General features: G+C 68.2%; 21 protein-coding genes. 14 read left to right on the forward strand and 7 right to left on the reverse strand.

Annotated features, from left to right (window positions below; all coding sequences use genetic code 11):
• Positions 1 to 19: 19 nt before the first annotated feature.
• Positions 20 to 1,057, forward strand: coding sequence for a dihydroorotase (pyrC, locus tag ACPV3N_RS12025; protein WP_440118089.1), 1,038 nt, complete (start codon positions 20 to 22; stop codon positions 1,055 to 1,057).
• Here the strand turns inward: pyrC and rarD are convergent.
• Entirely contained in the window at positions 1,035 to 1,928 is an 894-nt protein-coding gene (gene rarD / locus ACPV3N_RS12030) for an EamA family transporter RarD (protein WP_440118091.1), read from the reverse strand. The two genes, pyrC and rarD, sit on opposite strands and share 23 nt — an antisense overlap.
• Positions 1,929 to 2,133: 205 nt before the next feature.
• On the opposite strand from rarD, the gene ACPV3N_RS12035 reads away from it, so the two are divergent.
• Together ACPV3N_RS12035 and ACPV3N_RS12040 are read left to right on the forward strand one after the other, a co-directional pair.
• The gene (locus tag ACPV3N_RS12035) at positions 2,134 to 2,598 is read left to right on the forward strand and encodes a glycine zipper 2TM domain-containing protein (RefSeq protein WP_440118093.1); all 465 of its coding nucleotides are present in this window, start codon (positions 2,134 to 2,136) and stop codon (positions 2,596 to 2,598) included.
• A 139-nt stretch (positions 2,599 to 2,737) separates the two neighbouring features.
• The gene (locus ACPV3N_RS12040) at positions 2,738 to 3,436 is read left to right on the forward strand and encodes a hypothetical protein (RefSeq protein ID WP_440118095.1); all 699 of its coding nucleotides are present in this window, start codon (positions 2,738 to 2,740) and stop codon (positions 3,434 to 3,436) included.
• On the opposite strand, the gene astD is transcribed toward ACPV3N_RS12040, so the two are convergent.
• Complete coding sequence (astD, locus tag ACPV3N_RS12045; RefSeq protein WP_440118415.1) at positions 3,433 to 4,854, reverse strand: succinylglutamate-semialdehyde dehydrogenase; 1,422 nt, start codon at positions 4,852 to 4,854, stop codon at positions 3,433 to 3,435. The genes ACPV3N_RS12040 and astD overlap by 4 nt on opposite strands.
• Before the next feature lie 130 nt (positions 4,855 to 4,984).
• Here astD and ACPV3N_RS12050 point away from each other — a divergent pair, with 130 nt between their 5' ends.
• The 3 genes from ACPV3N_RS12050 to ACPV3N_RS12060 all read left to right on the forward strand — a co-directional run bounded on the left by ACPV3N_RS12050 (position 4,985) and on the right by ACPV3N_RS12060 (position 7,891).
• Positions 4,985 to 5,119, forward strand: coding sequence for a hypothetical protein (locus ACPV3N_RS12050; RefSeq protein ID WP_440118097.1), 135 nt, complete (start codon positions 4,985 to 4,987; stop codon positions 5,117 to 5,119).
• Positions 5,120 to 5,186: 67 nt separating this feature from the next.
• Positions 5,187 to 7,298, forward strand: a complete 2,112-nt coding sequence (locus ACPV3N_RS12055) for a YadA-like family protein (RefSeq protein WP_440118099.1) — start codon at positions 5,187 to 5,189, stop codon at positions 7,296 to 7,298.
• Between the two features lie 44 nt (positions 7,299 to 7,342).
• Positions 7,343 to 7,891 (forward strand): hypothetical protein, encoded by a 549-nt coding sequence (locus ACPV3N_RS12060; RefSeq protein ID WP_440118101.1) that lies wholly within the window; start codon positions 7,343 to 7,345, stop codon positions 7,889 to 7,891.
• On the opposite strand, the gene ACPV3N_RS12065 is transcribed toward ACPV3N_RS12060, so the two are convergent.
• A complete protein-coding gene (locus tag ACPV3N_RS12065) occupies positions 7,892 to 9,289 on the reverse strand; it encodes a protein adenylyltransferase SelO family protein (protein ID WP_440118103.1) in 1,398 nt (465 codons plus the stop codon).
• Between the two features lie 96 nt (positions 9,290 to 9,385).
• Here ACPV3N_RS12065 and ACPV3N_RS12070 point away from each other — a divergent pair, with 96 nt between their 5' ends.
• From ACPV3N_RS12070 to ACPV3N_RS12085, 4 genes are all read left to right on the forward strand, one after another.
• A complete protein-coding gene (locus ACPV3N_RS12070) occupies positions 9,386 to 10,537 on the forward strand; it encodes a glycosyltransferase (RefSeq protein WP_440118105.1) in 1,152 nt (383 codons plus the stop codon).
• A gap of 143 nt (positions 10,538 to 10,680) precedes the next feature.
• Positions 10,681 to 11,448, forward strand: coding sequence for a tetratricopeptide repeat protein (locus tag ACPV3N_RS12075; RefSeq protein ID WP_440118107.1), 768 nt, complete (start codon positions 10,681 to 10,683; stop codon positions 11,446 to 11,448).
• A 23-nt stretch (positions 11,449 to 11,471) separates the two neighbouring features.
• Positions 11,472 to 12,824, forward strand: coding sequence for an outer membrane protein assembly factor BamB family protein (locus tag ACPV3N_RS12080; RefSeq protein ID WP_440118109.1), 1,353 nt, complete (start codon positions 11,472 to 11,474; stop codon positions 12,822 to 12,824).
• A 58-nt stretch (positions 12,825 to 12,882) separates the two neighbouring features.
• Positions 12,883 to 14,265 (forward strand): isoprenylcysteine carboxylmethyltransferase family protein, encoded by a 1,383-nt coding sequence (locus tag ACPV3N_RS12085; protein ID WP_440118111.1) that lies wholly within the window; start codon positions 12,883 to 12,885, stop codon positions 14,263 to 14,265.
• On the opposite strand, the gene ACPV3N_RS12090 is transcribed toward ACPV3N_RS12085, so the two are convergent.
• On the reverse strand, positions 14,266 to 15,636 hold the full coding sequence (locus ACPV3N_RS12090; RefSeq protein WP_440118113.1) for a glutamate--cysteine ligase: 1,371 nt from the start codon (positions 15,634 to 15,636) through the stop codon (positions 14,266 to 14,268).
• Positions 15,637 to 15,677: 41 nt separating this feature from the next.
• The gene (locus ACPV3N_RS12095) at positions 15,678 to 16,451 is read right to left on the reverse strand and encodes a 16S rRNA (uracil(1498)-N(3))-methyltransferase (RefSeq protein WP_440118115.1); all 774 of its coding nucleotides are present in this window, start codon (positions 16,449 to 16,451) and stop codon (positions 15,678 to 15,680) included.
• Between the two features lie 167 nt (positions 16,452 to 16,618).
• Between ACPV3N_RS12095 and ubiA the strand changes: the two genes are divergently transcribed.
• The 3 genes from ubiA to ACPV3N_RS12110 are packed head-to-tail and all read left to right on the forward strand — an operon-like array spanning position 16,619 to position 19,388.
• Positions 16,619 to 17,524, forward strand: a complete 906-nt coding sequence (gene ubiA / locus ACPV3N_RS12100) for a 4-hydroxybenzoate octaprenyltransferase (protein WP_440118117.1) — start codon at positions 16,619 to 16,621, stop codon at positions 17,522 to 17,524.
• A 12-nt stretch (positions 17,525 to 17,536) separates the two neighbouring features.
• Positions 17,537 to 18,166: an SOS response-associated peptidase gene (locus tag ACPV3N_RS12105; RefSeq protein WP_440118119.1), complete on the forward strand. Its 630-nt coding sequence runs from the start codon at positions 17,537 to 17,539 to the stop codon at positions 18,164 to 18,166.
• 7 nt (positions 18,167 to 18,173) lie between these two features.
• A complete protein-coding gene (locus tag ACPV3N_RS12110) occupies positions 18,174 to 19,388 on the forward strand; it encodes an MFS transporter (RefSeq protein ID WP_440118121.1) in 1,215 nt (404 codons plus the stop codon).
• On the opposite strand, the gene ACPV3N_RS12115 is transcribed toward ACPV3N_RS12110, so the two are convergent.
• The gene (locus ACPV3N_RS12115; RefSeq protein ID WP_440118123.1) at positions 19,349 to 19,750 is read right to left on the reverse strand and encodes a VOC family protein; all 402 of its coding nucleotides are present in this window, start codon (positions 19,748 to 19,750) and stop codon (positions 19,349 to 19,351) included. The two genes, ACPV3N_RS12110 and ACPV3N_RS12115, sit on opposite strands and share 40 nt — an antisense overlap.
• Positions 19,751 to 19,844: 94 nt before the next feature.
• On the opposite strand from ACPV3N_RS12115, the gene soxR reads away from it, so the two are divergent.
• The gene (soxR, locus tag ACPV3N_RS12120) at positions 19,845 to 20,282 is read left to right on the forward strand and encodes a redox-sensitive transcriptional activator SoxR (protein ID WP_440118417.1); all 438 of its coding nucleotides are present in this window, start codon (positions 19,845 to 19,847) and stop codon (positions 20,280 to 20,282) included.
• 12 nt (positions 20,283 to 20,294) lie between these two features.
• On the opposite strand, the gene ACPV3N_RS12125 is transcribed toward soxR, so the two are convergent.
• Complete coding sequence (locus ACPV3N_RS12125) at positions 20,295 to 20,819, reverse strand: SixA phosphatase family protein (protein WP_440118125.1); 525 nt, start codon at positions 20,817 to 20,819, stop codon at positions 20,295 to 20,297.
• Positions 20,820 to 20,823 lie beyond the last annotated feature (4 nt).

Consider the following 20,823-nt stretch of genomic DNA (forward strand, 5'->3'; position numbering starts at 1 on the left):
GCGCTCTAAGGGAAGGGCGATGAACGATTCCCTCACGATCCGCCGACCCGACGACTGGCACGTGCACCTGCGCGATGGCGAAATGCTGGCGGGCGTTGCCCGTTTCACCGCGCGCCAGTTCGCCCGCGCCATCGTGATGCCGAACCTGTCTCCGCCGGTTACCACGACCGATGCCGCGCGGGCCTACCGCAAGCGGATCCTGGCGGCAGTGCCCGAAGGGATTTCGTTCGAACCGCTGATGACCGCCTATCTCACCGACGGAACCGACCCCGCGGACCTTGCTCGCGGGAAGACGGACGGCGTGCTGACCGCGGCCAAGCTCTACCCCGCGAACGCGACGACCAACTCCGCGCACGGGGTGACTGACATCGCCCACCTGTCGCCGGTATTCGCCGCGATGGAAAGGGCCGGGCTGGTGCTCTGCGTTCACGGCGAGGTGACGACGGGCGATATCGACGTGTTCGACCGCGAGGCGGTGTTCATCGATCGTCACCTTTCGCCGATCGTGCGCGATTTTCCGGGGCTCAAGGTTGTGCTCGAACACATCACCACGCGCGAGGGGGTGGCGTTCGTAGAGGCGGCCGGGCCCAATGTGGCGGGGACGATCACCCCCCAGCACCTTCACATCAACCGCAACGCGATGCTGGTGGGCGGCATCCGCCCGCACGCCTACTGCCTGCCGGTGGCCAAGCGCGAGGAGCACCGGCTCGCGTTGCGCAAGGCGGCGACATCGGGCTCGGCGAAATTCTTCCTCGGCACCGACAGCGCGCCCCACGCCCGACACGACAAGGAAAGCGCCTGCGGGTGCGCCGGGATATTCAATGCTCCGTTCGCGCTCGAGAGCTACCTTCAGGTTTTCGACGAGGAGGACGCGCTCGACCGGTTCGAGCAGTTCGCCTCGCTCGCGGGACCGGCGTTCTACGGTTTGCCCGTCAACGAGGACATGGTGACGCTGCGGCGCGGCGAAGTGGTGGTGCCCGATGCGATCGAGGCGGGCGGCACGCCGGTCGTCCCGTTCCACGCAGGAGAAACGCTCAGCTGGCGGCTGGTCGCCTAGCCAGCAGGTCCCAGACGAACACTGCAATCGCGATCCAGATCGCGATGAAGGCGGCGACTTCGGCCGGGTGCAGCGGCTTGCCGAACACGGTCAGGCCCAGCACGAAGACGATCGTTGGCGCGAGGAACTGGACGAACCCCAGCGTCGAATAGCTCATCCGCCGCGCGGCTACCGCGAACAGCCACAACGGTATCGCGGTGGCGACGCCGCCGAGCATGATCGCCAGGCTCAACCCCCATTCGTGCCCGAACGAGGAACCGGTGGGGGAAGCGGCATACCAGCCGGCGAGCGCCAGTGCCGGCACCAGCAGGAGCATCGATTCGATCGTCAGGCCCGGCAGCGCGCCCACCGCCACCTGCTTGCGCACCAGCCCGTAGGTGCCGAAGCTCAGGGCGAGCGTGAGGCTGATCCACAACGTCGTCAGCGCGCCGCCCAGCAGCATGGCTATGCCGACCGCCGCGATGGCCACTGCGGTCCATCCGCGGCGCGACAGCCGCTCGCCGAGCAGTACCGTGCCGAGCAGAACGTTCACCAGGGGATTGATGTAGTAGCCGAGGCTCGCGGCGAAGACCTCTCCCGCCTGGATTGCCCAGACGTAAACCAGCCAGTTGATCGCGATGAGCACCGAAGAAAGCGCCAGCCAGGCAAGGGTGCGCGGGTTGCGCAGTGCAGCGGCGATCTCGGCCAGCTGGCGGCGGAAGGCCGCGATCACGAGGCACAGCGGCAGCGTCCACACGATCCGCCAGGCCACGAATTCGAACGGCGGAACGCTCTTAACGAGAATCAGGTAAAGCGGCAGGAAGCCCCAGATGAGGTAGGCGCCCAGCGCGGCAGGCAATCCGCTGGGGTGCTTGGGGTGGGCCTCGTTCATCTTCGCGCGCCCCTAGGCTCGCCGGTCCCGCCCCGCAAGCCGGGAAAAATCGGCGGGTTTCCCGCGGTTTGACTACAATCGGCAAAAATTTGCCAACCTGCACGCGCCGTTGCTGTCCGTTCAGTTTAACAGGTTTATTCCTGAACGGGACAGAAGGGGTGTGCACTCAGCCTCTCGGTCGCGAAAGACTCGAAAGGATAAACCGATGCAGAAGAACCCGATCAAGATCGCCGTGCTGGCCCTGGCCGTGCCGGGTCTGCTGGTCGCCGCACCGGTCGCCGCCGCGCCAGCGACGCACAGCGCCGCCTACGACAACAGCGTGGTTTGGGGCGACAATGCCGTCCAGCACAAGCGCCACAAGCACCGCGGACACGACCGCCATGACCGCTACGACAGCCGTTATTATGGCAATGGTTACGGTTACCAGCAGAGCAACTACGGCGAACCCGTCTACGCCAACACCCGCGTCTGGCGGGGTGAGGACGATCGCTACTACTGCCGCCGGTCCAATGGCACGACCGGCCTGGTCATCGGCGCCGCGGGCGGTGCGCTCCTCGGCCGCGAGATCGCCGGACGCTACGGCGACCGCACGCTGGGTGCGATCCTCGGTGCAGCGGGCGGTGCGCTTCTCGGCCGCGAGATCGCCAAGAGCGGCGCGCGTTGCCGCTGATCCGGGCCTGACAAGCTTCGCGGCCGTGCCCACCCGCGGCCGCAAGCGCGAACCCATTTCGGGGACGCGGAAGGCGTCCTTCGCTTCGGCGGAGGGCGCCTTCTTCTTTTGGCGCGCGCGATCGGCTAGAGGCGCGCGGGTGCGTCGCCTTGCCATTCTCGTGCCGCTGTTGCTCGCGGCTTCCGCGTGCGGAGAGGCTGAGCCCGATCGTTCGCTCCCGCCGCGCGACCCGCAGGTCGCGCAGGCGCTCGATGATCCCCTGATGACCGACCCCGACCTTTCGAGCCGCAACGAGGCAGCCGCCGCCTTGCGGGTAGAAAGCGACGCGTCGCTTCCGGTCCTGCCAACCACCCCCGAGGCCGCCAACGCCGCGCGGTCTGATGCGGCGCGGATCGTGGGCGGCGCGGACCGGCTGGTGCCGCTGGGGGAACCACAGGGCACCGGCGCCCCGCTCGCGGCGGACGCGGGGCCGCGGCAGCATCTGGAGGCGCTGGGTGCAGGTGCCCGCTGCCTCGACGCCTTGCAGGCCTCGGCGATCTGGGCAGCCCGGATGCCAGAGCCGATGCCGATCTATCCGCGCGGCGCCACGCTGGCGGCTGCGGGTTCCGACCGGCCGGGCTGCTCGGCGCGCGCGGTGGTCTTTTCCACGCCGGTGCCCCCGGCAGAGGTCCTGGCGTTCTACGCCGAGCGTGGCCGCAAGGCAGGCGCCGCGCCGCGATATTTGAGGGCGGGGACCGAGCTGCAATTGCGGGGTAGCAGCCGTCCGTTAGCCTACGATGTCCGGGTCCGGACCGAAGAAGACCGCACCCTAGTGCGGCTGGCGACTCTCGAGCGCTAGCCGTCGGTGGCGCGGCGCCGCTGTTCCCGGAAACCGGCTCCCAGGCTGGCGCGCGGCTGGTCCATCTCGGTGCTGGCGACCGGGTAGGCGCAGTAGTCGGCGGCGTAAAACGCCGACGGGCGGTGATTGCCCGACAGGCCGATGCCGCCGAACGGTGCCTTGCTGCTTGCGCCACTGGTCGGCCGGTTCCAGTTGACGATCCCGGCCCTGATGTTGGCCCAGAACCGGTTGTAGTCCTGCGGCGTTCCGCCGATCAGCGAGGCGGACAGGCCGAACCGCGTGTCGTTCGCCTCAGCGATGGCCTCGTCGAAATCATCGACCCTGATGACCTGCAGAAGGGGGCCGAACAGTTCGACGTCGGGCCGGTCGGCGATCGCCGTCACGTCGATGATCGCGGGGCTGACGAAGGGCAGGCTGTCGTCGGGGCGCTGCATGTGCTTGATCGCCTTGCCGCCGTGCGAAAGCAGGTAGAGGAAGCTTTCGGACAACTGGTCGGCGGCCTGGTTGTCGATCACCGGACCCATGAACGGGGCGGGATCGGCGAAGGGTTCACCGAAGATGATCCGGTCGGCTAGCGCCTTCACCTCGCCGAGCAGCGGCTCGTACATGCTCGACTTCACGACCAGCCGGCGTGCCGCAGTGCAGCGCTGGCCCGCGGTGGTGAACGCGCTCTGGATGACGAGGACCGCGGCGTCGGTGACCTTGGGCGTGTCGAGCACGACGATCGGGTTGTTGCCACCCATTTCGAGCGCGACGATCTTGCCCGGGTTTCCGGCAAGTTTCTTGTTGATCGCGATGCCGGCGCGGGCGCTGCCGGTGAACAGGACCCCGTCGATGTCGCGGTGCGCGACGAGCGCCTGGCCCTCTGCCGGCCCGCCGTGGAGACACTGGACGACCGCTTCCGGTATCCCTGCGCGGTGAAAGCACCCCGAAAGGAATTCGCCAACCGCCGGCGTCTTCTCGCTCGGCTTGAAGACCACGGTGTTCCCGGCGACCAGTGCGGGGACGATGTGACCGTTGGGCAGGTGCGCGGGGAAGTTATAGGGTCCCAGGACCGCCATCACCCCGTGGGGCTTGTGGCGCACCGCCGCGGTACCCTGTAGGGCGTTGTCGAACTTCTTCTGGCCGGTCCGCTCGGCATAGGCATTGACCGAGATGTCCACCTTGGCGACCACCGATTCCACTTCGGTGCGGGCTTCCCACAGCGGCTTTCCGGTCTCGCGCGCGATCAGTTCGGCCAGAGCATCGTTCTGCCGGCGCACTTCGTTGGCAAAGCGGCGGACGAGTTCCACTCGTGTCGCCAGCGGTTTGGCCGCCCACTCCGGCCAGGCGCGCCGCGATTGCTCGACCGCCGCGTCGACGTCGCCGGACATCCCGCGCCACAGTTCCCTGCCCGTGGCCGGTTCGATCGAGACTATATCGCTAGGGGACACTGTGTGCGGCAAACCTCGGAAATTTGGTGATTTTTAAAGACTCGCCTTTGGTTAGGCGCTGTGGTTAACTTTACCCGGCTTCCGGCCCTTCTAGCCTTTCGCCCCTTTCGAGCAAATGCCGATAAGTGGTGAATTTGCCCAGAATGGCACGGAGAGCGACGACAGGGGAATGATCCGGCAGGAACAGGGATCGACCGCCTCGGGCGGATGGTTCGAAATAGCCGAGGTCGCCAGCAAGGATCAGGTCTGAAAACCGGCACTTTCGCAGGGTGCCATCAGGCGCGCGCATTGTGCGGGCGCCAACGAGGAGAACGACCATGACTTCTTCAAAATCCAGGCTGACGGCGCTCGCGCTGGGTACGTCGGCGGTTACATCGGCGGGGCTGGCGCTCGCTTCGATGACAGCGGCGCCAGCCGCAGCAGCGGAGTGCCTTCTCGATACCGCCGATGACGATGTGGCGGGTCCGGGCGATTTCGACGAAGGCGCAACTTCGGCGGGCGGCGGTACGCTGGCGTGCGGCAACACCTCGACGGCAACCGGGGCGGTTTCGACCGCGGTCGGTGCGTCGGCCACGGCCACCGGGGACGTGACGGTGGCGGTCGGTACGGTTTCGTCCGCGACGGGTGATTCGGCCACCGCCGTGGGCGCGTTTTCGATCGCTGATGCCAACGGCGCGACCGCGGTCGGCGGGGGTGCCCAGGCCAGCGGACCCGGAGCGATTGCCATCGGTTCCGATCCGCTGATCACGACCCGGACGGTCGCGACCGGCGCCTCGAGCATCGCGATCGGCAGGACCGCGCTTGCGACCGGGATCGATGCGGTTGCGATCGGTGGCGACGACGCCGGGACCGGAGCCCGCGCGACCGCCAATTCCACCACCGCCGTCGGCGGGGAATCGCAGGCTACGCAGGCCGGCGCATCGGCGTTTGGCTGGCGCGCGGTCGCCACGGGGGTCCGCGCGACCGCGCTCGGGCACCTGACGGTTGCGAGCGGAACCCGCTCGACCGCGGTCGGCGAGGCTGCCGTCGCGTCGGGCGATTATGCGATTGCCGTCGGAGACGAATCGGTCGCTTCGGGCGCGGGGGCGGTGACCAACGGGTCGTTCAGCGAGGCCCGCGGCATCCAGTCGACCGCATCCGGGTATTCGGCAGAAGCGACCGGCGACTATGCGGTCGCCACCGGGGCGCAAAGCCAGGCAAGCGGCTACGCCTCGACCGCGACGGGTTCGTTCGCCTATGCGACCGGCGATCAATCGACCGCCAATGGTTTCTCCGCCGAGGCGACCGGAGCCGGTTCGACCGCGATCGGCTATAACACGGCGGCGACCGGGACGACTTCGACCGCACTCGGCAACCTCGCGCAAGCGACCGGTGCCGACGCCGTCGCGATCGGCGACCAGGCGGTCTCCTCGGGCCTGAATTCGGTTTCGGTAGGCAGCGAAAGCCAGGCGACCCAGGCGGGCACGTCTGCGTTCGGCTGGCAGGCGTCTGCGACCGGCGTGCGCTCCACTGCGCTCGGGCACCTCGCGACGGCCTCGGCGACGCGATCGGTCGCGATCGGGGAGGGCGCGATCGCATCGCCGGGGGTGACCCCGTCGGGAGCGCCCTCGCTCGGAACCTCGGTCGCGATCGGCAATCTCGCCCAGGCCACCAACGAGGATTCGGTGGCGGTGGGCGATCTTGCGGTTGCCTCGGGCTTCCACTCGACCGCAATCGGCGGGGAAGCCGTCGCCAGCGGGACGGGCGCCCAAGCGTTCGGCTGGCAGGCCTCGGCAACCGGCGGGCAATCGACCGCCCTTGGCCGCCAGGCAAACGCCGGCGGCTTCCAGTCGACCGCCCTCGGCCAGAGCGCCAACGCGGCGCAAGCGGGTTCGACCGCGGTGGGCTTTGCCGCCACGACCACGCGTGCCAACCAGGTCGCGCTGGGCGGAACCGGCTCGTCGGTGACGGTGGGCGACATCGCCGCCAGCACCGCGGCGCAGTCAGGTCCCACCTTCGTCGCGACGGTCGACAATTCGGGCACGCTGGGACGGGGGGTTACGACGGCCTCGCTTGCGACCGCAGCGTCGCTCGCAACCACCAACGCGAACGTTTCGGCATTGCAGACGGCGACAGCCGCCAACACGGCGAGCATCACCAATCTGCAGACACTGACCGCCGCGCAGCAGAACCAGATCACCTCGCTCTTCGGCGGGCTCGACAAGGCATACGAAGGTGTCGCGATGGGGCTGGCGATGGAATCGCCCGCGCTGCCCGCCGGCACAAACTTCGGCCTTTCGGGCGGTATCGGCTATTTCCAGAAGAACGCTGCCGGCACGCTCGCGGTCGCGGCACGGGTGGGCGAGAACGCATCGCTCTCGGCCGGCCTCGGGGTCGGCTTCGACAGCGGGGAGGTCGGCGCACGGGGCGGCTTCCAGGTCGCGTGGTAAGCGACTAGACCTGACGCATGACGCTCAGATCGTGCATACGAGAAATGCCGGGGCGACTTGTCCCGGCATTTCTCGTCTCGCTTGCCTGCCTCGTGCCCGCGCCTGCCGGAGCGCAAGGCGTTCCGGCAGTCCAGGCTCCGCCTGCCTCGCGCCCGGTTCCCGATCAGCTTGAGCTGTCCAAGCTCATCTGGTCCACCATGCTCGCGGTCGACCATGCCAATCGCTCGGGCAACTATTCGGTGCTCCGCGATCTCGGCGCGCAAGGGTTCCAGATCAACAACGACGCGGCCCGGCTCGGCCAGATCTTTGCCGGGCTTCGCAGCAGCCGGATCGATCTTTCGAATTCCCTGCTCGTCCCTCCGACCTACACCGAGCCGCCGCGCCAGATCCAACCCGATGTTTTCGAGGTGAAGGGCCTGTTCCAGCTGCGGCCGACGGCCCTGCAGTTCGATATGTATTTCCAGTGGGAGCAAGGACGCTGGAAACTGTTCGGAATCGACATTCAGCCGGTCCAGATGGTGGAGGCGATGCCCGCTGCGGTGATGCCGCCCCCACCCGCCCGGCAACAGGACCCGGTGCCGCGCAGGCGCTGATCAGGCGCTCGCTGCGGCTGCCGGCGGGGCGCCGAGCGCGTTGCCAAGGCGCCGAATGGCCGCGATCTCGTCCATCAGAGGCGACCAGTCGTCGCGCTCGTCGATCGCCGACCAGAGCTGTTCGACCCGGTCGATGACGAGCGAGGGCGGTGCCGGCTCGTCCCACAACGGGTGAGAGGCCCCCGCTGGCTCGTAGCTTTCGAAGGCTTCGGCAAGCGCGCCATCGGCAACGCGGCCGAAACGGTGCCGGTGAAAGAAGCTGTCCGGCGGCTCGCCGCTTTCCCGCATCGCGGTCTCGCACGCCGCGACGAGCGCCGCGTCGCGTTCCTCGCCCTGCGATGCCAGTCCCAGCCGCCACAGCCAGCGGCGGCGGATATGCGCCATGTAGAGCGGTCCGAACCGCTCGAGCGCGGTGAGCAGCGGCGGCGCCTCGGCCACGCCGCGCAGAGCGATCGCGAGCTGTCCGCAATTCCAGTAGAGCGCCTCTGGCTGGCGGCCGAAGGCATAGAGGCCCGCATGGTCGAAATAGGCGGCGGTAAACCCGGCGTCCCATTCGGGCAGGAAGCGCCACGGACCATAGTCGAAGCTTTCGCCCGTGACGTTCATGTTGTCGGTGTTGAGCACCCCGTGGACAAAGCCCGCCACCATCCAGCTGGCGGCAAGGTCGGCGAGCCGTTCGACCACCTGATGCATCAGGATGACGGCTGGCTCTTCGCGGCACGGTGCGTCGAGCGGGGGAAGGGGTCCGGGAAACTGGGACAGGCAATAACCTATCAGTTCCTTCATCTGTTGCGCCTCCTCCAGCGCGGCGAGGCGCTGGAAGCTGCCGATGCGGATGTGCCCGTGGCTGAGCCGCACGAGCACGGCGGAACGGGTGGGCGACGGCTCGTCGCCGCGCCAGAGTTCCTCACCCGTCTCGACGATCGAGAACGTCCGGCTGGTGTTAACGCCGAGCGCCTCGAGCATCTCGGTCGCCAGCAGTTCGCGCACCGCGCCCTTCAGCGTCAGCCGGCCATCCGCGGTGCGGCTCCACGGCGTCGTGCCGGACCCCTTCGTTCCGAGTTCGAGCAGGCGGCCATCGGTGCTTCGCATCTGCGCGAAGGTGAACCCGCGCCCGTCGCCGATCTCGGGGTTGTACACGCGAAACTGGTGGCCGTGATACCGCAGGGCGAGCGGCCCGGGCAGCGTGCCAGGTAGCGGTTCGAAGCGCGCGAAGCGGGCAATCCATTCGTCATCCGCGAGTCCCGACAGACCTACGGCGGCTGCCGCGCGGTCGTTGCGCCAGCGCAGGATCGCTTTCGGAAAATCCGCTGGTTCGACCGGGTCGGCAAGCCAGTCTGCGAGTTCGAGGAGGGGCCGTTCGGGCCGGTATACGGCAGGTTGCTCTCCGGCGTTCATCCGGCGATAGTGGGGACATGGGCGCGGCGGTGCAAGGCGCGCCCGCGAATACGGAAGGGGCCGCACCGACACGATGATCTGGGACCAGGCGGCGGCATGAGCGCGGAGCAGGCCGCGCCACCGCGCATCCTCCATCTCCATTCGACGTTCGCCAGCGGCGGCAAGGAACGCAGGGCGGTCCGGCTGATGAATGCCTTCGGACCGAAGGTTCATCATGCGATCGTATCCGGCGTCCCGGGGCAAACGTCCGCAGCCGCGGAGATAAGTCGGGCGCTCAAGGTCGCGTGGCCGAAGGATTTCCCGCCCTTGCAGGGCCGTCCGACGCCGGGCCGGCTCAAGAGGATTGCCGAGGCGATGCGCGGCTACGACCTCGTGCTGACCTACAACTGGGGCGCGATGGACGCGGTGATGGCGAGCACGCTGTTCGGGGAGGCGTTCGGCTTGCCGCCGCTGATCCACCACGAGGACGGCTTCAACGAGGACGAGCAACGCCGTCTCAAGCCGGCGCGCAACCTCTACCGGCGGATTGCACTGGGCCGGGCGAGAGGGTTGGTGGTCCCGTCCGAGACGCTCGAGGAGATCGCGCTGACGACATGGGCCCAGCCGATCGGCCGCGTGCGGCGCATCGCGAACGGGATCGATACCGAAGCCTTCGCAAAGGCGCCCAGGGCCGACGCGCTACCGGGGCTGGTCAAGCGCCCCGGCGAATTCTGGGTCGGAACGCTGGCGGGTCTGCGCCCGGTCAAGAACCTTTCCGCACTGGTCCGCGCGGTCGCCCCGCTACCCGAGTTCTGCCAGCTCGTCATCGTGGGCGAGGGACCCGAGCGCGAGGCGATCCGCGCCGAGGCGGAGCGTCTCGGCATCGAACACCGGGTGCACCTTGTCGGCCATGTACAGGCGCCCGAGCGGTTCGTCGCACTGTTCGATCTGTTCGCGCTCTCCTCGCATTCCGAACAGTTCCCGATTTCGCTGGTCGAGGCGATGGCAGCCGGCCGCCCGGTCGCGGCCTATGACGTCGGCGACGTGGCCGGGATGGTCGCAACCGAGAACCGGCCGCTGATCGTGCCGCCCGGCGACGAGGACGCGCTGTCGCGAGCAATCGGGTCCCTGCTCTACGATACCGAGGCGCGCGCCGCGTTGCGCAGGGCGAACCGGGCGAGGGCGCGCGAGGAATTCGACGAGAAGACCATGATCGCCGCCTATCGCCGGCTCTACGCTAGCGCCATGGGCCGGCCGACCCTCCCCTAGGCGGCATCGCGGTGCCTGCGCGCCGCGCTTCACGGGGCGTTCACCGGCCGGGGGACATCCGGGATTCGACATTGAATTGAACCGCCCATCGGCTAAAGACCGCGCGCACCAGACCCTTCCCCAGCACGAGACGACCGACGCCTGTGGCCCTTCGACCAGACAGCGACCTGACCCCCGAGGAAAAACGCGCCCGCGCGCAGGCCGCGCAGGAAGACGTTCTCCTGCGCGAGGTCGACGAGGCGGTGCGGCAGGACCAGTATGCGGAAGCCGCGCAGAAATATGGCAAGGTGATCGTCGCGGCAGCCGTGCTCGTGCTTGCCGCATTCGGCGGATACCTTTTCTGGGACAGCCGCCAGGATGCCCGGAGCGAAGCCGATAGCGAGCAGCTGGTGCGGGCGCTCGACGAAGTGCAGCGCGGCAACCTCGCCAGCGGCGACGAGGCCCTGGTCCCGGTGATCGACGACGGAACCGACGGCGCCCGCGCCGCCGCGCTGTTGCTCAAGGCCGGGATCGCAATGGAGCAGAACAAACCCGCCGAGGCCGCGGCGCTTTACGAGCAGGTATCGGCCGACGACCGGGTGCCCGAGGCGTTCCGCAACCTTGCTACGATCCGCTTCGTCGCGGCGCGTTACGACACCATGAAGCCGGCCGAAGTGGTCGCCCGGTTGAAGCCGCTGGCTGTGCCCGGAAGCGCGTGGTTCGGCCCTGCGGGAGAACTGGTAGCGATGGCCTATCTCGACCAGGGCAACCAGGCCGAAGCCGGCGCGCTGTTCGCAGCAGTCGCGCGTGACAAGAACACGTCCGACAGCTTGCGGTCGCGGGCGCGCCAGATGGCGGGCCTTCTCGGCGTCGATGCGATCGACGATGTCGATACCGTGATCGGCGAGACCGCGGCTGGCGCCGCCCAATGACCATTTCTAGGACCGTGATCCCGATGACAACTGCCAACGCCTTTCGCACCGCCGCCCGCTCGGGCGTCGCCCTCGCGCTTGCGCTGGGCCTGTCGGCCTGCGCCGGCGGGCTGTTCGGCGGAGGCAAGGACAAGAAGGTGACCCCGACCGTGGGCAACCGGGTGCCCGTGCTCTCGCGGATCGAGACGGCGAAAGTCGACCCCGCGCTTGCCGGAATTTCGGTGGTCCTGCCACCCGAACGGACCAACGCGGAATGGCCGCAGGCCGGCGGCAATGCCGGCAAGAGCTACGGCCACCTCGCGCTTCCCGCCAACCTTGCCCGGGCCTGGACCGCGTCGGTCGCCGGCTCGAGCGACCGACGCCGCCTCGCTGCTGCGCCCGTGGTGGGCGATGGGAAGCTTTTCGTCGCCGATTCCGACGGCGTCGTCAGCGCGTTCGATGCGCAGAGCGGTCGCAAGTTGTGGTCGCAGGCCGCCGAAGTTGGCGGTAATCTGCGGCCGGCCAATTTCGGCGGCGGCGTCAGCTTCGACGGCGGCCGGGTCTATGCCACCAACGGCGTAGGCGAGGTGCTGGCGCTCGACGCAAACACCGGCGCGCAGGTCTGGAAGGTAAAGCCGGCCGGCCCGCTGCGTGGTGCGCCGACGGTCGCGTTCGGTTCGGTCTACGTCATGACCCAGGACAACCAGCTGATCGCGCTGTCGGCCGGCGACGGCAAACAGCAGTGGAGCGAATCGGGATCGACCACCCAGACGGGCCTATTCGGCGTCGCGTCGCCCGCCGCGGCGCAGGGCACGGTGATTGCCGGCTATTCGAGCGGCGAGCTGGTCGCCTATCGCTACGAGAACGGCCGCACTCTGTGGGCGGATGCGCTCGCCCGCACGTCGATCTCGACCGAAGTCGGCGCGCTGTCGGATATCGACGCCGATCCGATCATCGACCAGGGGCGGGTCTACGCGCTTGGCCAGGGCGGGCGCATGGCGGCCTACGAGCTCGTCACCGGGCAGCGGATCTGGGAACTCAACCTCGCCGGAATTTCGACCCCGGCGGTCGCGGGCGAGTGGATCTTCACGCTGACCGACGATGCCCGCCTGCTGGCGATTGCGCGCGGCAGCGGCCGGGTGCGCTGGGTCTCCGATCTCGGGCGGTGGAAGAACCCCGAGAAGAAGAAGGACCCGCTGTTCTGGACCGGGCCGGTCCTGGCGGGGAACGCGCTGTGGGTCGCCAATTCGGAAGGCCAGATCTACCGCGTCAGCATTGAGGAAGGCTCGGCGAGCCTGTTCCAGACGCTGAAGGATCCGATCGCCCAGGCGCCGGTAGTTGCCGGCGGGACGCTGTACGTCCTCGACGAGGGCGGCACGATACACGCCTTCCGCTGAGCCGGCAGCGCGGCGGGCGGTTACCGGCTGTTTAACCCTTACTCGCTAACGCGGGCGCGTGACCGACGCGCGTCCCACTGCATTGCCCGATGCCCCGCCGCGGAGCGACGTCTCGCCGTGGGTGGGTCTGGCGGGACTTGCGGGGCTGTTCGCGTGGATCGCGGTCTGCCGCCACTGGCCGCTGATCGCCGAGACCCTGGCCGTTCCCGGGCCGCGCGCCCGACTTGACGGTCCCCATGCCGCGGTCGCCGCGATGCTGTTCTCCACCGCGCCGATGGTCGCGGTCTCGTTGCTGGTCGACAAGGTCCATCGCCGTGCGTCGACCGGCATCGACTGGTCGAAGCCCGCACCGCTCGCGCAGACCGCGGCGACTTCCGCGGTCAAGCTGGCCGGCCTGTGGGCGACATGGATAATCATGGCCTGCGGCTACGCGCTCGGTCGCTGGTACTGGGACGGACAATACCTGTTCGCGATGCAGGTGCTCGAGGCGGCGGCGATCCCCCTGTTCGTACTGTCGATACCCTATGTCGTGTGGCTCGACCGGTATCTCGAAAGCCCGCGCGACCATGCCTGGCACTTCGGCGCCATGCTCTTGGGACGCGAGGCGCACGATTTCGAGGCGGTGAAGAAGCACTGGCGTGCATGGATCATCAAGGGCTTCTTCGGCGCGTTCATGATCTCGATCCTGCCGCCGGGGTTCGCTGCCTCCGTGAACGCCGATTACGCCGGCATCGCGAGCGATCCGGCGGCACTCGGCATGGCGCTGATCATGCTGCTGTTCCTTGTCGACGTGCAGATCGGGACGGTCGGCTACCTGATGACCTTCCGCCCGCTCGACGCGCACATCCGCAGCGGCAACCCCTATCTTGCCGGCTGGCTCGCCGCGCTGATGTGCTACCCGCCGTTCGTGTTCGCGATCATGGGCTCGGGCCTCCTCGGCTACGAGTTCGGCACCCCGGGGCAGGGGGACGCCAACTGGACGGTCTGGCTTGCCGGCCAGCCGCTGCTCCTGTGGACCTGGGCGGCGCTGCTGGTGGCGCTCACCGCCATTTATGCCTGGGCGACGGTCGCGTTCGGCCTCCGGTTCTCCAACCTCACCTATCGGGGAGTCCTGACGGGCGGTCCATACCGCTTCACCCGCCACCCGGCCTATCTCAGCAAGAACCTGTTCTGGTGGCTGTCGACGCTGCCGTTCCTCGTCACCAACGCCTCGGCGACCGATGCGGTGCGCAACGTCGCGAGCCTGCTGCTCGTCAACCTCATCTACTACTGGCGCGCACGGACCGAAGAGGACCACCTGTGGCACGAGGACGCGAAGTACCGGGCCTATCACGCTTGGATGAGCGAACACGGGCTCGTCACCGCGCCGCTCACCCGGCTCAAGCGCCGCCTCGGCGTGCGGGTGCGCGGGTTCGATCCGGTCGCCGAGCCTGCGGAATAGTCAGAAGCTGTACTTGTAGACCCGGGTGATGTCGCCGTTCCACTCGCCGTGGAACTTGTCGAGCAGCCGCTGGGCGGGCACCTTCCCGCTGGCGACGATCTCCTCGAGCGTTTCCAGGAAGCCGGTCTCGTTGTCGCCGCTGGAATTGAGTTCGCCGCGCGCCGCAAGACCGGCGCGGGCGATCCCCAGCACTTCGGGCGCGATGTCGCGCAACGTGCGCCCGCCCGGGACCGGTGCGTCGAGCGCGAGCTTCGGTACGCTCGATCGGAGGGTCTCGCGCTCTTCCATCGACCAGTCTTTGACGAGGTCCCATGCGGCGTCGAGCGCGCCCTGATCGTACAGCAGGCCGACCCACAGCGCGGGCAGGGCGCAGATCCGGCTCCACGGTCCCCCGTCGGCGCCGCGCATCTCGAGGAACGACTTCAGACGCACTTCCGGAAAGGCTGTCGACAGATGGTCCCACCAGTCGCTCATCCGCGGCTTCTCGCCCGGCAGCACCGACAGATCGCCGTCGAGGAAATCGCGGAAGCTGAGGCCGGCGGCGTCGATGTACCTGCCGTCGCGGAAGACGAAATACATCGGCACGTCGAGCATGTAGTCGGCATAGCGTTCGTACCCGAACCCGTCCTCGAAGACGAACGGGATCATTCCGGTGCGCTGCGGATCCGTGTCCGACCAGATGTGGCTGCGATAGCTGAGATAGCCGTTGGGCCGCCCTTCCGTGAACGGCGAGTTGGCGAACAGCGCGGTAGCGAGCGGCTGAAGCGCAAGGCTGACGCGGAACTTCTGCGCCATGTCCGCCTCGCTCGAATAGTCGAGGTTAGTCTGGATCGTGCAGGTCCGCAGCATCATGTCGAGACCCAGCGTGCCGACCCGCGGCATATGCCGCATCATGATTTCGTAGCGGCCCTTGGGCATGATCGGGAGTTCTTCGCGGGTCTTGTCGGGCCACATGCCGAGCCCGAGGAAACCGACCCCGCACTGCTCGCCGATCGCCTTCACCTGCGTCAGGTGGCGGCCGGTCTCGGCGCAGGTCTGGTGCAGGTTCACCACCGGCGCGCCCGACAGCTCGAGCTGGCCCGCGGGCTCGAGGCTGACGGTCCCGTCCGGCCCGCTCATCGCGATGACCTTTCCGTCCTCCTCGACCGGGCTCCAGCCGAACCGGGTCAGCGACATCAGGAGATCGCGAATGCCGCAGGCCTCGTCATACGAGGGGGCATGAAAATCGGGCAGCTTGTAGACGAGCTTCTCGTGCTCGGTGCCGATTCGCCACGCCTCGCGCGGCTTTTCGCCTGCGGCCATTGGGGCCACGAGCTGCTCGCGGCTTTCGATGATGGGGTCGTCCGCTTCGGAGGCCTGCCGCGTGCTCATGCCGGTGGCCCTAGAAAACGCAAAAGCTGTGCGCCAGCGATTTAATCGCGTCCCGCTGACCAGTCGCCCGCCGTGCCCATCCAGAGCGCGGTCGCGGCGATTGCCGCGGTCTCGCCGCGCAGGATCCGCGGGCCGAGCGTGATGGGGAGCGCCTGCGAATGGGCGCGGATGGCGGCGCGCTCATCGTCGTCGAAGCCGCCTTCGGGACCGGTCAGCAGGGCGGCCGGCGATCCGGCGCGCGAGAAGACCCCCGCCGCAGGTTCGCCGCCGCACTCGTCCGCGAACAACAGCGCCCGGCCCGCCGGCCAGTCGCGCAGGAGGGCCGACAGCGCCAGCGGTTCGGCGATTGCGGGCAGCGCGGTCCGGGCGCATTGCTCGGCCGCCTCGATCATCACCGTCCTGGCGCGATCGGGATTGAGCTTGTCCGCGACGCAGCGGCGAGTCACCACGGGCTGGATCCGCGCGACCCCCAGTTCGGTCGCCTTCTCGATTACCGTGTCGAACCGGTCCTTCTTGAGCAGCGCGGCACAGAGCCAGAAATCGGGCACCTCCTCGCGTGGGCGCAGCCGCTCGACCGGCTCGAGCGCCACCTCGCGCCGGTCTGCCGCCACTACCCGCGCGGCCCATTCGCCGGTCTCGTCGTCGCACAGGACAACCGCGTCGCCTGGCGAGGCGCGCATCACCCGCGACAGGTAGTGCGCCTGGTTGCCGCCCACCGCAACTATCGCGCCCGCAGCGAGCGGCGGCGGGACGAACAGGCGCGGCGCGCTGCGGGGCGGCCACGCGGGGCGCATCGGAGAGGGGATTGCTGGCATGATCGGGCGCTGTCCTACATGGTGGGTTTGTGCCAAGGAAGGGCCATGCCGCGGTTCCCGCTCCCGATGCAGTCGCCTGTCATTGCCGGCAAACCGGGACCGGCTTTTGCTGCTCAGGACAGTGTGACACGTGTGACACGCCCAGCTTGCGCCCGGGTTGACGTCGCGTGACCGACGACGCGATCGTCCCCGATACCCAGCACCGCGGGATCGTGGCCTCGCTGCCGCAACTCCCCCGCGATCTTGCCATGCTCGCGCGGTTCGACCGGCCGATCGGCTGGTGGCTGCTGTTCTGGCCCTGCGCGTGGGGCGTGTGGCTGGCGGGCGCGGGGTGGCAGCTTGGGCTGCTCGGCTGGCTGCTTCTCGGCAGCATCGCGATGCGCGGGGCGGGGTGCGTCTACAACGACATCGTCGATGCCGATCTCGACCGGCAGGTTGCGCGGACCGCCAGCCGCCCGGTCGCAAGCGGCCGCATATCGACCCGCGCCGCGTGGTTCTGGCTTGCCGCGCTGTGCGCGGTCGGCCTTGTCGTCCTGCTGCAACTGCGCTGGCAGGCGCAGCTCGTCGCGCTGGCCAGCCTTGCCCTGGTCGCCGCCTATCCCTTCATGAAGCGGATCACGTGGTGGCCGCAGGCGTGGCTGGGTCTCGTCTTCACCTGGGGGGCGCTCGTCGGCTGGACCGAAATCCGGCTCGATCATCCCGGCGTCGTGGCCGCGCTTTATGCCGGCGCGTTCTTCTGGTGCATGGGCTACGATACGATCTACGCGTTGCAGGACCGCGAGGACGACGCACTGGTCGGGATTCGGTCGAGCGCGCTGCGGCTGGGCGACGCGGTCCAGGCCGCGGTGCTCGCGTTCTATTGCCTCGCACTCACGCTGTGGGGCCTAGCGTTCTGGCTGCTGCGCGCGGACTGGATCGCACTCCTCGCGCTGGCGCCTGTGGCTGCGCACCTCCTGTGGCAGGGGCTGACCCTCGACTCGGCCGATCCTACCAACCCGCTCGCCCGGTTCCGCTCGAACCGGACCGCGGGCCTGCTCATGGCCGCGGCGTGCTTCGTCGCCGGCAATGCGTGAGGGCAGCGGTCGGTGTGCAACCTCTACCGCATGACGAAGACCGCTGCCGAGGTCGCGAACTGGTTTGAAGCGATCAACGAAGCGGCCGGCGCCAACTTCGCGGAGGAACTCTATCCCGGCTATCCCGGGCTCGTCGTCTCGGAAGGGCGGGTGCGCGCGATGAACTGGGGGTTTCCGGTCGTCCTCAAGGGCAAGAAGGGCCAGCCATTGAAGCCCAAGCCAGTGACGAACGCGCGCGACGACAAGCTGACCACCGCTTTCTGGCGCGACAGCTTCGCCAGGCGGCGCTGCCTCATCCCGGTAACGCAATGGGCCGAAGCGGAGGGAAAGCCCGGACGGATGACCCGGACATGGTACAGCCTCGCGGGCCACGATCTCTTCGCCGTCGCCGGGCTGTGGCGGCCGACGGCGGAATGGGGTCATTCCTACACGATGGTCATGGCCGATGCCTGTTCGCAGATGGTCGAGGTCCATGACAGGATGCCGGTAATCCTCACCCGCGAGCAATGGGGCCCGTGGCTCGGGGGCGCGGAGCACGAGGCGCTGGCGCTTGCACGTACTTGCGACCTTGAACTGGCGGTGGAGCGGACCGACGCTCTGTGGGTGACCGGCGAGCGCCCGGCGCAGAATCCGCTGTTCTAGGCCTGCCGTGACGAACCCGCCGCGCTTCCTTACCACGGGGCAGGAATACCTGCTCGCGCTGGCGGCCGCAGTGGTCACGGCGAATGCCTATTACATCCATCCCATCATCGGCGATGTCGCTCAACACTTTGGCGTCAGCGCCGCGCGCATCGGGCTGGTGCCGGCGCTGAACCAGCTTGCGGTCGCGGTCGGCATCCTGTTGTTGCTGCCGCTTGGCGACCGATACTCGAACCGGACGCTCACGATCGTGTTCACGACCGGGCAATGCGCGGGCCTCGTCACGATGACGGTCGCGCGCGACTTCGCGCTCTTCACCGCCGGATCGACCCTGCTGGGGTTCTTCACAATCGCGCCTTACCTGCTGCCGGCCTACGCCTCCAAGCGCGTCGCGCCCGACCGGCTCGGCCACGTGACCGCTACGCTGACTGCCGGGGTCATCTTCGGCATCCTGATCGCGCGGGTGGGGGCGGGCGTGGTTGCGCACTATTTCGGCTGGCGGACCGTCTACTGGCTGGCCAGCGGCGCGATGATCGCGATCACCGTCGCTCTGCCCCGGATCATGTCGGGCGCACCTGCCGAGCGCGAGGCGAGCCCGCTTTCGTACGGGCGACTGCTGCTGTCGCTCGTCACGCTCGCGCGCACGCACCGCGAGATCCTGATCTCGGGCGCGATCCAGGGGATCGGTTTCGGCCAGTTCATCGCGTTGTGGCTGGGCCTCGCGTTGCACTTCACCGGCCCCGAGATGAATTACGGTACCGACGTGGTCGGCTACCTCGCCGGCTTTGCGGCCGTCAGCGTGTTCACGACGCCGATGTGGGGAAGGATGGCCGACCGGATCGGTCCGCGCCGCGCGCGCGTGACGTTCGCGCTCGTGCAGACCGCCGGGTGCGCTCTGTTGCTGCCGTTCGGCTGGAACCTGTGGCTGCTGATGATCCCGCTGCTGCTGGGCAACGTCGTCGGCCCGGCGATCGACGTCACCAGCCGCATGACCTTCCTGTCGCTCGCGCCCGAAGTGCGCACGCGGCTGACGACGATCTATATCGTGATGATGTTCGTGGGGGGTGGCGCGGGGAGCCTGGCGGGCACGGCGGTATTCGATGCCTTCGGTTGGACCGGAACCGCGCTCTACGTCAGTGCTTCCTGCCTCGTCCTCACCGCGCTCAGCGTGGTCGGATATCGCCTTTACGGATCGGGCGAGAGGGACGGGACTTCACGGGTATAGCTCACGATCTCCCACTCGATTCCGTCCCAGTCGAAGAAGTAGAAGCGCCGGCCCGGCTCGTAGTCGCCATGGTTGATCGCCTCGAGGCCTGCCTCGACCACGACGCGTTCGGCGGACTCGAGATCGTCCACCACAAGCGCGACGTGCTGCAATGGCCGGCCTTTCTCGAACGGCCCGCGGATGTCGGGATGGCAGTAAAGCGCGACATAGGCATCGTCGTTTCCGCAATGGATCGTCCGGCCGCCCATAAGCGAAGGCCCTTCCCAACGCCGCCGCCAGCCGGCCAGCCGGCCAAGCAGGTCGGCCATGCGATCGGGGTCCGAGACCGAGATGTTGACGTGTTCCAGCGTGCCCGTGGGCATCGTTCGCCTCCTGCTGTTCGATGCGGATCGAATCGTCCGCTTGGCGTTGATGCAACCTCAAGCTAGGTTGAGGTCAAGGAGATTCGCGATGAGGTTGCGATCCACCGACCTGTTGTCGATTGGAGAACTCGCGCGGCGCACCGGACTCAGCGTGTCTGCGATCCGCTATTACGAGGCGCGCGGCCTGGTCGAGCCGATCCGAACCGCCGGAAACCAGCGGCGATTCCTGCGGGGCGACATCCGCCGGTTGAGCTTCGTGCTGATCGCGCAGCACCTCGGTCTCTCGCTTGCCGAGATTGAGGGCGAACTGGCCCGCCTGCCACAGGGGCGCAACCCGACGGCGGCAGATTGGAAGCGGATCAGCCGCCGCGTGCGCAGCGCGATCGATGCGAAGATCGCGACGCTCGAGAAGACCCGGGCGGACCTCGATGGATGCATCGGCTGCGGTTGCCTGAGCCTGAGGAAATGCAGGCTCTACAATCCGGGGGACCGCTGGGGCGAAAGCGGCGCGGGACCGCGGGTCCTGCGCTGATACCGCGGGGATCTAGTGCTCGGGCGCCAGGTCGGGGTCGAGATCGCGCGGGCGGGCAAAGTGGACGAGCCTTGCGCACGGCGCGCCAAGCTCGGTCCAGTCTTCCAGGTCAAGTTCGAGCAGCGCGAACGACGCGGTGGGAAACTTGACCGCCGCTTCGTCGAACAACGCATTTTCGTTGGCGGGAGGGATGAGCTTGAGCAGGACGTCCTGCATCCCGGGATTGTGGCCCGCCATCAGCACCGCCGCGGCATCGCCGCAGCCTTGCAGCACCTCGATCAGCGTCTCGACGTCGGCAAGGTAGATGCGCTGGTCCCAGCGGACATCGGCACCGGGCATGGCCTCGGCCAGGGTGGCCTTTACCCGTTCTGCGGGGCTGGCGACGACGAGATCGAAATCGATGCCCCGTTCGCCGATGTGTTCGCCGATCAGCCGCGCGCCGCGGCGACCGCGGTCGTTCAAGCCGCGATCGAAGTCGCGCTGGCCGATGTCGTCCCAGTCGGACTTGGCGTGACGCAGCAGGCCGAGGCGCTTCACTTGG

Source organism: Tsuneonella sediminis, from assembly GCF_051912845.1.
Classification (GTDB): Bacteria; Pseudomonadota; Alphaproteobacteria; order Sphingomonadales; family Sphingomonadaceae; genus Tsuneonella; species Tsuneonella sediminis.